The organism is Halomonas korlensis, from assembly GCF_900116705.1.
Classification (GTDB): Bacteria; Pseudomonadota; Gammaproteobacteria; order Pseudomonadales; family Halomonadaceae; genus Halomonas; species Halomonas korlensis.
Genome location: NZ_FPBP01000004.1, coordinates 42,123 through 56,864, shown reverse-complemented (window position 1 = coordinate 56,864; position 14,742 = coordinate 42,123). Strand labels below are relative to the sequence as shown.

The 14,742-nt window shown below is 64.3% G+C and carries 13 protein-coding genes; 9 read left to right on the top strand and 4 right to left on the bottom strand.

All coding sequences use genetic code 11. The annotated features are described in order from the left end of the window. The first annotated feature begins 2 nt into the window (after window positions 1-2). A complete protein-coding gene (locus BM341_RS06950; RefSeq protein ID WP_089794321.1) occupies window positions 3-3,065 on the top strand; it encodes an efflux RND transporter permease subunit in 3,063 nt (1,020 codons plus the stop codon). Between the two features lie 95 nt (window positions 3,066-3,160). Beyond that, window positions 3,161-3,997 (top strand): alpha/beta hydrolase, encoded by an 837-nt coding sequence (locus BM341_RS06945; RefSeq protein ID WP_089794319.1) that lies wholly within the window; start codon window positions 3,161-3,163, stop codon window positions 3,995-3,997. A gap of 40 nt (window positions 3,998-4,037) precedes the next feature. Here BM341_RS06945 and BM341_RS06940 read toward each other — a convergent pair whose 3' ends face one another. After that, window positions 4,038-4,760 carry a YebC/PmpR family DNA-binding transcriptional regulator gene (locus tag BM341_RS06940; protein ID WP_089794317.1) on the bottom strand — a complete coding sequence of 241 codons (723 nt, stop codon included), beginning with the start codon at window positions 4,758-4,760 and terminating at the stop codon, window positions 4,038-4,040. 149 nt (window positions 4,761-4,909) lie between these two features. Here BM341_RS06940 and BM341_RS06935 point away from each other — a divergent pair, with 149 nt between their 5' ends. From BM341_RS06935 to BM341_RS06915, 6 genes are all read left to right on the top strand, one after another. After that, window positions 4,910-6,115 (top strand): M24 family metallopeptidase, encoded by a 1,206-nt coding sequence (locus BM341_RS06935; RefSeq protein ID WP_089794315.1) that lies wholly within the window; start codon window positions 4,910-4,912, stop codon window positions 6,113-6,115. A 74-nt stretch (window positions 6,116-6,189) separates the two neighbouring features. After that, a complete protein-coding gene (locus BM341_RS06930; protein WP_089794314.1) occupies window positions 6,190-6,696 on the top strand; it encodes a CinA family protein in 507 nt (168 codons plus the stop codon). Between the two features lie 85 nt (window positions 6,697-6,781). Next, window positions 6,782-7,615 (top strand): ammonia-dependent NAD(+) synthetase, encoded by an 834-nt coding sequence (gene nadE / locus BM341_RS06925; protein ID WP_089794312.1) that lies wholly within the window; start codon window positions 6,782-6,784, stop codon window positions 7,613-7,615. A gap of 24 nt (window positions 7,616-7,639) precedes the next feature. Further along, a complete protein-coding gene (locus tag BM341_RS06920; RefSeq protein WP_089794310.1) occupies window positions 7,640-8,872 on the top strand; it encodes a cation:proton antiporter domain-containing protein in 1,233 nt (410 codons plus the stop codon). A 2-nt stretch (window positions 8,873-8,874) separates the two neighbouring features. Then, entirely contained in the window at window positions 8,875-9,093 is a 219-nt protein-coding gene (locus tag BM341_RS19225; RefSeq protein ID WP_175507818.1) for a small membrane protein YohP, read from the top strand. Between the two features lie 58 nt (window positions 9,094-9,151). Continuing rightward, the gene (locus BM341_RS06915; protein WP_089794308.1) at window positions 9,152-10,159 is read left to right on the top strand and encodes a zinc-dependent alcohol dehydrogenase family protein; all 1,008 of its coding nucleotides are present in this window, start codon (window positions 9,152-9,154) and stop codon (window positions 10,157-10,159) included. Window positions 10,160-10,221: 62 nt separating this feature from the next. Here the strand turns inward: BM341_RS06915 and BM341_RS06910 are convergent, their stop codons facing one another. From BM341_RS06910 to BM341_RS06900, 3 genes are all read right to left on the bottom strand, one after another. Next, window positions 10,222-10,617, bottom strand: a complete 396-nt coding sequence (locus tag BM341_RS06910) for a RidA family protein (protein WP_089794306.1) — start codon at window positions 10,615-10,617, stop codon at window positions 10,222-10,224. 80 nt (window positions 10,618-10,697) lie between these two features. After that, window positions 10,698-12,308, bottom strand: a complete 1,611-nt coding sequence (locus BM341_RS06905) for an OpgD/OpgG family glucan biosynthesis protein (RefSeq protein ID WP_089794304.1) — start codon at window positions 12,306-12,308, stop codon at window positions 10,698-10,700. Window positions 12,309-12,507: 199 nt separating this feature from the next. Next, a complete protein-coding gene (locus BM341_RS06900) occupies window positions 12,508-12,858 on the bottom strand; it encodes an antibiotic biosynthesis monooxygenase family protein (RefSeq protein WP_089794302.1) in 351 nt (116 codons plus the stop codon). A gap of 152 nt (window positions 12,859-13,010) precedes the next feature. Between BM341_RS06900 and BM341_RS06895 the strand changes: the two genes are divergently transcribed. Beyond that, the gene (locus BM341_RS06895) at window positions 13,011-14,690 is read left to right on the top strand and encodes a putative bifunctional diguanylate cyclase/phosphodiesterase (protein ID WP_089794300.1); all 1,680 of its coding nucleotides are present in this window, start codon (window positions 13,011-13,013) and stop codon (window positions 14,688-14,690) included. The last annotated feature ends 52 nt before the right edge of the window (window positions 14,691-14,742 follow it).

The window sequence follows — 14,742 nt, the reverse complement described above, 5'->3', positions numbered from 1 at the left end:
GCATGCGCACCTTGATCGAGGCGGCGCTGAACCGTACCCGCACCACCCTGTTGTTGCTGGCGGCGCTGCTGATCGCCGGTCTGGCGGCCTGGCAGGCGGTACCCAAGGAAGCCAACCCCGATATCGCCATCCCGATGATCTACGTGGCGCTGGCGCTGGAGGGGGTGAGCCCCGAGGACGGCGAACGCTTGCTGGTGCGACCCATGGAGCAGGAACTGCGGGCCATCGAAGGGGTGCGCAAGATGACCTCGCAGTCCAGCGAGGGGCACGCGTCGGTGACGCTTGAGTTCGACGCCGGCTTCGACCCGCGCCGCGCCATGGCCGACGTGCGCGAGCGGGTCGACATCGCCAATGCCTCGCTGCCCGACGAGGCCGAGGAGCCTCGGGTGATCGAGGTCAACGTGGGCCTGTTCCCGGTACTCTCGCTCGGGCTCTCGGGCAACCTGGAGGAGGCCGAGCGTCTGGCCGTGGCGCGCCGTCTTCAGGAGGCCATCGAAGGCATACCCCAGGTGCTCGAGGTCGATATCGGCGGCGAGCGCGAGGCGCTGCTGGAAGTGGTGGTCGACCCGCTGGTGCTGGAAAGCTACGGCGTGGACTTCGATACGCTCTTCAACCTGGTCACCCGCAATAATCGCCTGGTGGCGGCGGGCAGCCTGGACACCGGCGCCGGCCGAACGGCGGTCAAGGTTCCCGGGGTGATCGAGACGCTGGACGATGTCCTCGCGATGCCGGTCAAGGTGGACGGCGATCGCGTGGTGACCTTCGGTGACGTGGCCTGGATCCGCCCGACCTTCAAGGATCCGCAGGGCTTCGCGCGCATCGACGGCGAATCGGCGATGGTGCTGGAGATTTCCAAGCGCGCCGGGGCCAACCTGATCGCCACCATTCAGGGGGTGCGCGGCGTGCTGGAGGAGGCTGCCTCGCGCCTGCCCGAAACACTTTCGGTAACTACCATCATGGACCAGTCCGAGATGGTCGAGGACATGCTCTCGGAGCTGCTCAACAATGTGATTACCGCGGTGGTGCTGGTGCTGGTGGTGATCCTCGCGGTAATGGGCGGGCGCGCCGCGTTGATGGTGGGGCTGACCATTCCAGGGGCCTTCCTGACCGGCATCCTGCTGATCTGGATGGTCGGCTACACGCTGAATATCGTGGTGCTGTTTGCGCTGATTCTGGTCGCCGGCATGCTGGTCGACGGGGCTATCGTGGTCAGCGAACTGGCCGACCGCAACCTGCACGAAGGACAGGCGCCGCACGATGCCTGGCTCAATGCGGCCCATCGAATGAGCTGGCCGGTCATTGCTTCCACCGCCACCACCCTGGCGGTCTTTGTGCCGCTGCTGTTCTGGCCCGGCGTGGTGGGCGAATTCATGAAGTATCTGCCGGCCACGGTCATTCTGTGTCTGTTGGCGTCGCTTGCCATGGCGCTGATCTTCCTGCCGACCCTGGGGGCGCTGGTGACCCGGCGCCTGGTTACCAGCGGCGGCCGGGGCGACTGGATCACGCCCGGCGGGCGGCTCTACCGCCGGCTGCTGGCGCGCCTGCTGGCCCGCCCGGGCCTGACGCTGCTGATGACCATCCTGGTGATGGGGCTGATCTTTGTCGGTTACGGGCGCTTCAACCACGGCGTGGAGTTCTTCCCCGAGGTCGACCCCGACAGTGCCCAGGTGATGGTGCGTGCGCGTGGTGATTTCTCGGTCGAAGAGAAGGATGCCATTGTGCGGCGCGTCGAGGCGCGACTGGCCGGCATGCGCGAGGTACAGTCGCTGTATGCGCGCTCCTATGCCGTCGCCAACGAGCAGCTCGGTAACGACGTGATCGGCACCGTGCAGTTCCAGCTGATCGACTGGCAGGCGCGCCGTCCAGCCAGCCGGATCATGGACGAGATGGCAGAGCGAACCCGTGACCTGCCCGGCGTGCAGCTGGAATTCCGCGAGCAGGACATGGGGCCGGGGGGCGGCAAGCCGATACAGCTCGAGATCAGTGCCGCCACCGACGCACAGATCAAGGCGACGGTGGATCGCATTCGGGCCGAGATGCAGCGCCTGGGCGGGTTCGTGGACATCGAGGATAACCGTAGCCTGCCCGGCATCGAGTGGCGATTGAATGTCGACCGTGAAGCGGCTGCGCGGATGGGTGCCGATGTCACGGCGGTGGGCAGTGCTGTGCAACTGGTGACCACCGGGCTGCAGGTCGCCACCTATCGCCCCGCCGGTGCCCGCGATGAAGTGGACATCCGCGTACGCCTGCCCGAGCAGTGGCGCTCGCTGGGCCAGCTCGGGCGGTTGTCGCTCAATACCTCGCGGGGGCAGGTGCCGGTCGCGCATTTTACCGAACTTGTGCCGGCGCCCAAGGTGGGTACCCTGCATCGCATCGACGGCCGGCGGGCCATCTCCCTGGAGGCTGATATTGCCGAGGGTTTCCAGCCCGAAGAGCGCCTGAACGCCTTGCTCGAGGCGATGGGAACGCCGCCCGATGACGTACTGGTCGGGGTGGCCGGCGAGCAGGAAGACCAGCAGGAGACCATGCGCTTTCTTTCCACGGCATTTTTGATCGCCATCGCGCTGATGGCCTTGATCTTGGTAACGCAGTTCAACAGCCTCTATCAGGCGTCGCTGGTACTCTCGGCCATCGTCTTCTCGACGGCGGGCGTGCTCATGGGGTTGCTGGTCAATGGCCAGCCATTCGGGATCGTCATGGTGGGGATGGGCATCATTGCCCTGGCGGGGATTGTGGTGAACAACAACATCGTGCTGATCGATGCCTACAACCAGCTGCGTGGCGAAGGCCTCGCGCCATTCGAGGCCGCGTTGGAAGCCGGCGGTCTGCGCCTGCGCCCGGTGCTCTTGACCGCGATCACCACCGTGCTGGGGCTGATGCCGATGGTGCTGGGGATTAATGTCAACCTGCTCGAGCCCAGCCTGGGGATCGGGGCGCCATCCACCCAGTGGTGGACGCAGCTCTCCAGCGCCATTGCCGGCGGCCTGGTGTTCGCGACGGGCCTGACGCTGCTGCTGACGCCTTGCATGCTGGTGCTGGGCGGCAAGCTCGGCCACAAGGCATGAGCCAGCCTGTCGGGTATGTTCAGATAAGATCGCGATCTCGGCGTTGTGGTCACGGACTGTTCGATGCGCGGGCAGCCGACCCTGTGAGGTGATCCATGCTGGTGCGTTTTCTGGTCGGACTGGTGCTGGTCTATGTGCTGGTGGTGTCGCTGGCCTGGGGCTTCCAGAACCGCTTGCTCTACCTGCCACACATGGGGCGCGAGCATGTCGGTACCCCGGCCGACCTGGGCCTGGCCTGGGAGTCGGTAGCACTGGCGACCGAGGATGGCGTGAGCCTGGACGCCTGGTGGGTGCCAGCGGACGAGCCCCGCGGTAGCCTGCTGTTCTTGCATGGCAATGCCGGCAATATCTCCCACCGGCTGGCGTCGATCCGGCAGTTCCACCGGCTGGGGCTCTCGGTGCTGATCCTCGACTACCGCGGCTACGGGCGCAGCGAGGGCAGCCCTTCGGAGGCCGGCACGGCGCTGGATGCCCGCGCCGGCTGGCGCTGGCTGATGGAGGCCGGCCATGACCCCGGCGACGTCGTGCTGTTCGGCCGCTCGCTGGGGGCGGCGGTGACAGCCGAGCTGGCCAGCACCCTGGCCGACGAGACATCGCCGGCGGCGGTGATCCTCGAATCGCCGTTTCGCTCGGTGCCCAAGCTCGCCCAGCGGCTATACCCCTTCTTGCCGGCGCGCTGGCTGGTGCGCTTCGACTACGACACCGAAGCCTACGTCGCGCGTATCGAGGCGCCGCTGCTGGTGATCCATAGTCGCGAGGACGAGATCATTCCCTTCGGGGAGGGCCGAGCGGTGTTCGCGGCGGCCGGCGAGCCCAAGCGGTTGCTGGAGATCCACGGCGGCCACAACACGGGGTTTCTCGACAGCGAGCCGGACTACTCGGCGGGGATCGATGCTTTCCTGAGCAAGGAGGCGGGGCTGGAGCGGCCGTAAACCGACCGCTCATCTCCGGGATAGCCTTCAGCGCGTGAGACTACTCGGTGACTTCGGCGTTGTGATAGACGTTCTGGACGTCGTCGAGGTTGTTCAGGGTGTCGAGCAGTTTCTCGAACATCACCGCGTCCTCGCCCTCGACCGGGGTGGTGGTCTGGGGCACGAACTGGATTTCATCGACCTCGAAATCGAGCTCGCCGAAGGCGTCGAGCAGCGCCTGCTTGGCCTTGGCATACTCGGTGTGCGGGGCGAAGACGGTGATGCGGCCGGCCTCGTTCTCGATATCGGTGACGTCGACGTCGGCTTCCATCAGCGCTTCCAGGGCGGCTTCCTCGTCGTCACCGGCGTAGGCGAGGATGGCGCAGTGGTCGAACATGTGGCTGACGCTGCCGGGGGTGCCAAGCTTGCTCTTGGTCTTGGTGAAGCAGCCGCGCACATCGCCGAAGGTACGGTTGGGGTTGTCGGTCAGGCACTCGACGATGACCATCGCATTGCCCGGACCGAAGCCTTCATAGCGGGACGGGGAGAAGTCCTCGCCGCCCACGCCGCTGGCCTTGTCCAGCGCCTTGTCGATCACGTGGCTGGGCACCTGATCCTTCTTGGCCCGATCGATGAGGCCACGCAGCGAGAGGTTGCCGGCGGGGTCGGTGCCCCCCTGTTTGGCGCAAACGTAGATCTCGCGCCCGTACTTGCTGTACACCTTGGTCTTGGCGTCGGCCGTCTTGGCCATGGATTCCTTGCGGTTCTGGAAGGCCCTGCCCATTTCGTCATCCTGTCAGCCATCAATATGGTTCGGGATTCTACGAAACCGGACCGGCAGCGAACAGCCTTATTTCACGGCTACACTGCCATGACGAACCGGCCCGCTTGCCCCCAGAAGCCGATAGGCTTCACTGATCGGAGTGTCACACCATGGATTACCACGCCTACCGCCATGCCCTGGCCGAGCATCTCGCCGAAAGCGAGCTGCCCTTCGCCGCCGATGAATTCGCCGCGCGCCGCGCGCGGGTGCGCCAGGCCATGCAAGGCGAGGGGCTGGAGGCATTGCTGCTCACCGACCCCGCCGACATCTTCTACCTGACGGGGTATCACACTTTCGAGGTGTCGGTTTACATCTGCCTGGTGGTCTCGGCCGAGCGCCTGGTGCTGCAAGTCCCGTCGATCGAGACCGGCCCGGCGGTGGTGACCGCCACGGTGGACGAGATCCTCGGCTATCGCTGGGAGGGCATCGAGGAGGTGATCGAGCCGTTGACCGAGGTCCTGGCGCCCTTCCGCTCGATCGGCCTGGATACCTACGGCGCCGGCCTGCGCTATGGGGTGATCCGCGAGTTGCAGGCCCGCCTGGGCGCCGGGCGCTTCCGCGACGATGGCGGCGACCTGCTCGACCGCATTCGCATCGTCAAGACACCGGCCGAGCTCGACTGCCTGCGCGAGAGCGCGCGGATCACCTCGCAAGGGCTGCGGGCGGCCATGGCGATCATCGCGCCGGGCATTTCCGACAACGAGGTCGCGGCGGAAGGCAGCCGGGCATTGATCGCGGCGGGCAGCGAGTTCATGAGCCTGCAGCCGATCGTCACCACCGGGCGGCGGATCAGCATCATTCATGTCAATCACAAGCGCCACGTCATCGGCGAGGGCGAGCCGGTATTCCTGGAGTTCGGCTCGGCTTATCAGCGCTATACCGCGCCGATGATGCGCACCGCCGTGGCGGGACGCGCCAGCGCGGAGATGCAGGCGCTGCGCGATGTCTGCCGCGCGATGTTCGAGGCGCTGACCCAGGCCATGCGACCGGGTAACTCCTTCGATGACGCCGCTCGCGCGGCCGAAGGAGCGCTGGCGCCACATGCCGACCGGGTGTTCTTCTCCGGCGTGTTCGGTTACGCGGTAGGCGCGCAGTTCCCGCCCAGCTGGGTCGAGGGAACCGGCTATATTGCTCGTGGACAGCATCGCGCCTTCGAGGCCGACATGGTCTTCCATCTGCCCCTTTGCCTGCGCGTGCCGGGGCAGTGGGGCATCGGACTTAGCGACACCGTGCGGGTGACGCCACAAGGCGGCGAGCCGCTGACCGACAATGACTGGCAGCTATACGAGACGGCGGGCGGGGCAAGAATGGCCTGAATAGTCTAGGTTAAGGCGGAGTGCTCGTCGCATTCGCTAAAGTGCAGCCTTCGTCAGGATGCGGAGATACGGCAATGGACCTGCTGGACAACATCACTCGTTACCTCATTGAAGAAGAACTGACCCTGGCCACGGCCGAGTCATGCACGGCGGGATTGATCGTCTCCGAGCTGGCCCGCGTGCCCGGGAGCGGCCAATCGATCGACTGTGGCCTGGCGGTCTACTCTCCCGAAGCGAAGAACCGTTATCTAAGCGTCAGTTTCGACACCATCGATGCGCATGGCCTGACCAGCGAAGCCGTGGCCAGAGAAATGGCACTCGGGGCGCTGGACAATAACAAGGCTGATGTGGCACTCGCCAACACCGGCGTTGCCGGCCCCAACCCGGGTGACGATGACACGCCGATCGGCACGGTCTGTTTTGCCTGGGCCTTTCGCCATCAGGGCCACGTGCATGATTTCTGTGAAACACGGCGCTTCGACGGGGAGCGCAACGAGGTTCGCCTGGCTGCGGCGCACTACGCTCTGGAGCGCATACCCCACTATCATCGCCTGGCCTGCGGTAATCATTCGGCGGCCTGATCGGCCGCCCCGGCGTTGCCTGGGTCGCTTTCAAGGTCAGCCCGGTCATCGAGTGACAGCCTTCTCATTCAAGGAGCCGAACGAGATGGACAAGCTTGCCCCTACCGAGCAACAGCGCGACATCGGTGCCACCCTGCAGGTGCAGGCGCGAATCGATCCCCAGCAGGCGGCCGAGCGGTGCCGGGATTTTCTCTGCGCACAGCTGAAGGCGTCAGGCCAGCAGGCGCTGGTGCTTGGTATCAGTGGCGGTGTGGACTCCACCGTGGCGGGCCGGCTGGCGCAGCTCGCGGTGGAGAAGGCGCGCCAGAAAGGGCATCAAGCCACGTTCGTGGCCATGCGCCTGCCCTATGGCGAACAGAAGGACGAGGCTGATGCCCAGCGCGCGCTGCAGTTCATCGAGCCCGACGAGGCGTTGAGCACCGACATCAAACCCGCCAGCGACGCCATGCTGGACGCATTGGAGGCGGGAGGGCTGATGTTTCGCGATGCCGCCCATCGGGATTTTGTGCTCGGCAATATCAAGGCCCGCCAGCGCATGATCGCCCAGTATGCCGTCGCGGGAGCACGGCGGGGATTGGTGGTCGGCACCGACCAGGCGGCCGAGGCGTTGATGGGATTCTTCACCAAGTACGGTGACGGTGCCTGCGACGTCGCGCCCCTGACCGGCCTGAGCAAACGCCAGGTACGTGCGGTCGGCGCGGCGCTGGGTGCCCCTGGAGAACTGGTCGACAAGGTGCCCACGGCCGACCTGGAGTCACTCTCGCCCATGAAGACCGATGAAGAGGCCTTTGGGGTCAGCTACGCGGAAATCGATGATTTCCTCGAAGGCAAACCGGTCAGTGAACGGGCCTACCGGATTATCGTTTCCACCTATTCCAATACCACGAACAAGCGCAATCTGCCGATCACGCCGGTATAGGCCACGGTGGCAGGAGGATCGGACATGCACGAACTCAACGTCGCTCTCGCCGCGGTCGGGTCCTTGGTCCTCGTGCTCGGCCTGCTGTCGCGACCGGTCGATCGCTCCTGGCTGTCTCCTCCGCTGGTGGCTTTTCTGTTAGGCATCCTGCTCAGTCCCCATGGACTCGGGTGGCTCAATCCCGCCGCCTGGGGCAATGTCGATACGCTGCTCGAGGAGACCACCCGTCTGACGCTTGGTATCAGCCTGATGGGGATCGCCTTGCGCTTGCCACCGTTCTACCCGCGTCGGCATTGGCGATCGCTGTTGCTGTTGTTGGCGATCGGTATGCCGGCGATGTTCCTGATCAGCTCGCTGCTGGCCCACTGGACCCTCGGGCTGCCCTGGCTGATCGCGATGCTGGTGGGCGCCAGCGTATGTGCCACCGACCCGGTGCTGGCCTCGTCGATCGTTACGGGCAGTCTGGCCAAGGACAGTCTGCCCGAGTCGTTCAGGCACCTGCTTTCCGGTGAGTCCGGCGCCAACGATGGTCTGGCGTACCCGCTGGTGTTGTTGCCTATCCTGCTGCTGACCGCGCCCATGGAATCCGCCTGGATGGACTGGTTCGTCAAGGTATGGCTATGGGAAGTGGGCATGGCGGTCGTCGTCGGCATGCTGCTTGGCTGGGCCAGCGGACGCACCTTGGTGTGGGCGGAGGCCAAGGAGTACCTCGACCAGCCCTCGTTTCTCAGCATTACCCTGGCGCTGACGGTCCTCGTGCTGGGCGTGGGCAAGTTGCTGGGTACCGACAGCATCCTGGCGGTGTTTGTGGCCGGCCTGGCGTTCGACCAGGTGGTGGGCGGCAAAGAGCGCGGCGAGGAGGACAACGTTCAGGAGGCGGTCAATCTGTTCTTCACTCTCCCGGTGTTCGTGCTGTTCGGGCTGATCGCGCCCTGGTCCGAGTGGATGGCGCTTGGCTGGGGTGGCATCGCGCTGGCACTGCTCGTCATGCTGTTGCGTCGCTTGCCGGTCATCTGGGCATTGCGGCCCTGGCTTCCGCCAGTGAGGGAGAAGCGCATTGCATTGGTGATGGGCTGGTTCGGCCCGATCGGTGTGTCGGCGCTCTTCTACGCCGTAATGATTGCCAGACGAACCGACAACGACACGGCCTGGGTGGCCGGCAGCCTGGTTGTGGCCGTCTCGATCATCCTTCATGGTGTGACCGCGGCGCCCTTTGCCAAGCGCTATCGACGCCAAGCGGCGCAGACCCCGACGTGAGCATGACGATGTATCGCCGAAGGCGGCAACCGTCAAACGCCTCGCTTGTGCAAACCGGCCTTGGCTCCTATTTTGAGGAGGGTTCGCCCGTTACCGGGAAGCGCGGCATGAATGACCTACAAGGAGTTGTTGATATGTTGAAATTTCTGGCCAGTACCGTCGGTATTATCTTTCTCATCGGTTTATTGGTGGTCATCGGGCTGCTCATGTTGATTTTCTAGGCTCAAGGCGAACCCCGAAGCAGGTCCATAAAAAGCAGCCCAATGTCAGGAACCCCCTATGAAAGTCGTCACCCTTAATCAGCCCGGCGGGCTCGACAACCTCATGCTTGAAGACGCAGACGCGCCGGGTGAGCCGAGAGCCGGCGAAATGCGCGTGCGCCTGCATGCGAGCTCGCTCAACTTTCATGACTACGGCGTAGTCGCCGGCATGATGCCCACCGAGGATGGCCGCATTCCCATGTCGGATGGCGCCGGTGTGGTCGAGGCGGTGGGCGAGGAGGTCAGCGAGTTCGCCGTGGGTGATGCCGTAGTCTCCACTTTCTTCCCGCCGTGGCTGGAAGGTCCTGCGCGGCTGGGCAACTTCGCCACCACGCCCGGCGACGGCGTCGATGGCTATGCCCGCGAACAGGTAATTCGACCGGCGACCTGGTTTACTCATCAACCGCGGGGATACTCGCATGAACAGGCGGCTACTCTCACCACCGCGGGGCTGACCGCCTGGCGGGCCCTGGTTGTCGACGGCGGCCTCAAGGCCGGTGATACGGTGCTGGTGTTGGGGACGGGAGGTGTCTCGATCTTCGCCCTGCAGTTCGCCCGATTGATGGGCGCGCGAGTCATTGCCACGTCCTCTTCGGACGCCAAGCTCGAGCGGCTCGCCGTGATGGGCGCCGAGTCCACCATCAACTACCAGACCGAGCCCGACTGGGGTCGCAAGGTGAAGGCCCTGACCGATGGTCAGGGGGTCGATCACGTGGTCGAGGTCGGCGGGCCTGGTACCTTGCCGCAATCCATCGATGCGGTGCGCATCGGCGGGCATATCTCGCTGATCGGCGTGCTCACCGGCCGTGAGGGTGAAATACCCACCGCCAAGCTGATGGCCAAGCAGGCGCGACTGCAAGGATTGATCGTTGGCAGCCGGCGCCACCAACAGGAGATGATTCGAGCCATCGAGGCGGGCGGGCTCGAGCCGATCATCGATCGCAGCTTTGCCCTCGAGGAGATCGTCGAGGCCTTCCGCCATCAGGAGTCGGGCCGCCATTTCGGCAAGATCTGCCTGTCGTTTTGAACCGCGCCGCCTCGTCACGTAGGGCCCGCGAAGCCCTGCGCCTGTCAGGGTTTGGTCGCGTCTCAGCGTGAGCGGTCGGGCCGTGTCGCCATCAGGGTGATTTCCACACCAGAGCCGCCGCTTAGCCGGGGCGATTCGGTACAGGTGCGCGCGGGATAGCGGTCATTCTCGAAGAACTCGGCATACACGCTGTCCATCTCGCCGATATCGCCAAGATCGGCCAGGTGGATATCCACCCGCAGCACATCGGCGAAACTGGTCTCCACCAAGGCGAGCATGCGCTCCAACTCCCGCATCACCCGGCGCGTCTCTTCCTTGATGTCACCGATGGCGTTTTCCCCTTCCTGGATGTCCGAGGCCGTCAGCCCCGACACGAACACATAGCAATCGTCGAGCACCATGTGGCTACCGGGAAACGGCGGCGCTGGCAGGGTGGGATCGTTGACATAATCGGTCATGTCATCTCCTTATGGCATCAATCAAGCTGCGACAGTGGTGCTCGGGGAGAGGTTCCCGTCCGCAGCCCTCGCTCGGCCTGTCATCCAAGATGCGTCGGGTTGCGCAGGTCGCGGTCTTCGGCGGGCGGCGGCGTCCACTGATAGACCCAGGTTTCGGTCAGGGGCTCGCCGTCGGCCTTGAGGTAGAGCCGCAGATTGATGGGCTCGGTGCCCTCATCCGGCGGTACGACATCGAACATCGCCCGGTAGCCCTGGATCGAGGCCAGCGGCCTTGCCGAGGTGATCTCGATGCGACCGGCGGACGTCTCGATGACGGGCTCCACGGTGATATCCGCGTCGTCCGCGAAAGGGAAAGGTCCACCCTGGAAGTCGACGGCGAACCGCCAACTGAAGTATTCGCGACGCTGGCCGACGACACCGCCCAGGCCGGTTCGGGTAGCGACGCAGCGCGCCAGCGAAGGCTCGGCAGGCGGGCGGGCCCGCCAGTAGAGGCGGTAGCCGAACAGCATTTCACTGCCCGGTTCGACGGCTTCCCCCGGATGCCAGAAGGCGACGATGTTATCGAAGGTTTCGTCGAGCGTGGGAATCTCCACCAGTTGGATCGAGCCGGCTCCCCAGTCGCCCTTGGGCTCGACCCAGACGCTCGGTCGGCGGTTGTAGAAGACGCTGTCGTCCTGATAATGATCGAAATTCCGGTCGCGCTGAATCAGGCCGAAGCCGCGTGGGCTGTGATCGGCGTAGGCGTTGAAGCGCAGCGCCGGGGGATTGACCAGCGGGCGCCATAGCCATTCGCCATTGCCCGTGTGCAGCGAAAGACCGTCGGAATCGTGAATCTCGGGCCGCCAGTCCCAGTTCGCGTCACGGTCGTTCTCGCCCACCATGTACATGCTGGTCAGCGGGGCGATGCCGAGCCGTTCGATGGCGCTGCGGGGATAGAGAGCCGCGTCCACGTCCATGACCACGCCGTCGGTGTTGGTGATCGCAAAGCGATAGGCGCCGGTAATGCTCGGCGATTCGAGCAGCGCGTAGACATGGACGACCTCGCTGTCCGCCGCCGGACGCTCGAGCCAGAACCGGGTGAAGTCGGGGAATTCCTCGGGTCTGTCCATGGCCGTATCGATGGCCAGGCCGCGGGCGGACATGCCGTACTGCAACGACTTGCCGACCGCACGAAAATAGCTGGCGCCGAGGAAGGCGGCGACATCGCGCTGCCAGTCGTCACGGTGATGAAGCCGAAAACCGGCGAACCCCAAGTCTTCCGGCAGGGCCTCGCCTTCGATACCGGAGGTGCCGTAATCGAACAGCGCCGGGTCATAGGCGATCTCGCGGGCGACACCCTCGACAATTTCATGAATCCTGACCGGCTTCTTGAAATAGAGCCCGAGATGAAACAACTGAGCGCGAAAGTGCGAGGCTTCCTCATCGGACCAGAGCGCGTGGTCCGGATCGAAGCGAATGGCCTGATAGTCGTCCCAGCTCATGTCTTGCAGGGGGGCCGGCAACTCGGCCGCGGTGCTCTCATGCGTCTGAGATGCGAGGTCCCTGGCGAGACCCTTGAGCCAGGCATAACTGAACGCCTCGCGGCTGCCAAGCGTGCGGTTGGCATTTTCCACCGCGGCAAGCAGTGAAGAGAAGGGCAGCAGGGCGCTGCCCAGAATGCTCGTGGTCTTCAAGAAGTCGCGTCTGTTCATCTGAGTCGTCCTGGACTATGACAATTACCGTGACGGTGCCTCGCGGCCCTGGCTTGGGTTACCTGCTGCGTTGTCGGTGCGCCGTGTGTCGCCTCACGCTTGGCTATCCGAGGGGCGACGCGCCGGTTTCACCTTAGCAAGGTCTGCGTCATTCTCATGGCTCAATTGCCCCTCAGTTAATAGGCTGGTCAGCGCCTGTTCAAGGGGTGTCAAGGCGGGCGCGACTGTCGGCGGGCGCCTGGTCGCGTTCATGCATGCCGTAATCGCGGTGCACGGTAGCGACACGCAGTCGGTAGTCGTCGAATAGCGAGTTTCGGCCCTGATGCTGGGCGGCACGGTGACGTTCGAGCCTGCGCCACTCCTCAATGGCGGCTTCATCGCGCCAGAAAGAGAGTGAAAGCAGCTTGCCAGGCTGGGCCAGGCTCTCAAAGCGCTCGATAGACAGAAAACCATCGATCTGCCTCAACAAGGGTTTCAGCTCGGCGGCGATATCGAAGTAGCGCTGACGACAATCCGGCTTGGGTTCGACCTCGAAGATGACGGCAATCACGGTATTCTTCCTTAATCGTGTAAGAACAGCGCGGTGGCGACGGTTTTTGACGTCGTCCAGAACTCGTGAACAGTATTTACTCGGGTGATTAGGTAAACTGCTCGCGCCGATTCAGCATAACAATAAACCGGGTTACGAGAGGGCAGGCATCGATGGGCATGGGGAAAGGCGTCGAGCATCGATGGGTTCGCCGGCGTACGATCGGTACCTATTTTCTGGTGTTGCTGTTACTGATCACGTTACTGGCGGTAGGGTCCCCGCGGCTCTGGAGCCTCGCCGGCATGGCGCTGGGGAGCGTGTTGCTTGGGGGCCTGGTGCTGCGCCATTACCTCAATCGCCTGCGTCTGGAGGGGGACCTGCGCCAGCATATACAGGAGCTGGAGCAGGCCCGGCAGATACTGCAACAGCAATATAGAACAGCGCTCAATGCCATGGCCGAGCGGAAAGCCACGGAGGACGAGATTCACCAGCTGGCGTTCTTCGACCCTTTGACCGGGTTGCCCAATCGACGCCTGCTGCTCGACCGCCTGGGGGCCGCGCTCAAGGACGGCTATCGCAGCGGCCAGTTCGGCGCCTTGCTGATCATTGATCTCGACAACTTCAAGCAGGTCAACGACGCCCGCGGCCATTTCCATGGCGACCAGCTGCTGCGCCAGACTGCCGATACGCTCGATGCGGTGCTGCGTGACACCGATTCGCTGGCGCGCCTGGGGGGCGACGAGTTCGCGGTCCTGCTACAAGGCATCGGGCGCGATGAGGAGTCGGCGGCTCAGGTGTCGGAGCTGGTCGCCTACAAGCTCCAGGGCGCCCTGGAAGCGGCGTTTCCAATGGGTGACGAGACCCCGAGGGTGTCGGGGAGTATCGGCATCACGCTGTTCCGCAATCAGGGCATTACCATCGACGAGGTCTTGCAGCAGGCCGACATGGCGCAGTATCAGGCCAAGGAAGCCGGGCGCAATACCCTGAGCTTCTTCGACCCTGCCCTGCAGTCGCGTCTGCAAGCCCGAGCGCGCCTCGAGGCCGACCTGCGCCAGGCCCTGCCGCGAGATGAATTCCGTCTCCACTACCAGGTCCAGGTGAATGCCGCAGGTGAAACGGTGGGTGCCGAGGCGCTGTTGCGCTGGCAGCATCCCGAGCGAGGCGAAGTGCTGCCCGGTACCTTCATACCCATGGCCGAGGAGACTCGGCTGATCCTTCCCATCGGCGACTGGGTGCTGAAAACCGCCTGTGCGCAACTTGCCGCCTGGGCCGGTGATCCGTCGACGGCGGCACTGACGGTTTCGGTCAATGTCAGCCCTCGGCAGTTTCGCGAGGCGGACTTCGTTGAGCACGTCATGAAGGTGCTCGAACGTACCGGGGCGCCGGCGGATCGTCTCGAGCTCGAAGCCACCGAGAGCCTTCTTCTGGAAGCCCGTGACGACGCGCGCGACAAGATGCTGCGGCTCAAGGAGCGTGGCGTGATCTTCTCGCTCGACGACTTCGGTACCGGCTACTCCTCGCTCTCCTACCTCAAGCGGCTGCCGCTGACGCAGCTCAAGATCGATCGGACTTTCGTGCATGACCTGCTCGAGGACGACACCAGCGCTGCCATCGTCGCCAGCACGATCGCGCTCTCGGACAGCCTGCAGCTGGACATCATTGCCGAGGGCGTCGAAGGGGTGGCCCAGCGCGACTGGCTGATCGAGCATGGCTGCCTGACGTTTCAGGGCTACCTGTTCGGTCGGCCGGCCGCGATCGAGTCACTCGACCTGAACGGCACGCCTTATGGTGCGGCTATGATGCCGCCTCTCAAGAGCGAGGCGGCATCATTGACGCTCGCGCGGAACGTTTAGCGGCAGGGCTTGCCAGGCAGGGTAATTTGTCGAATACTGGCTTTATATGGCT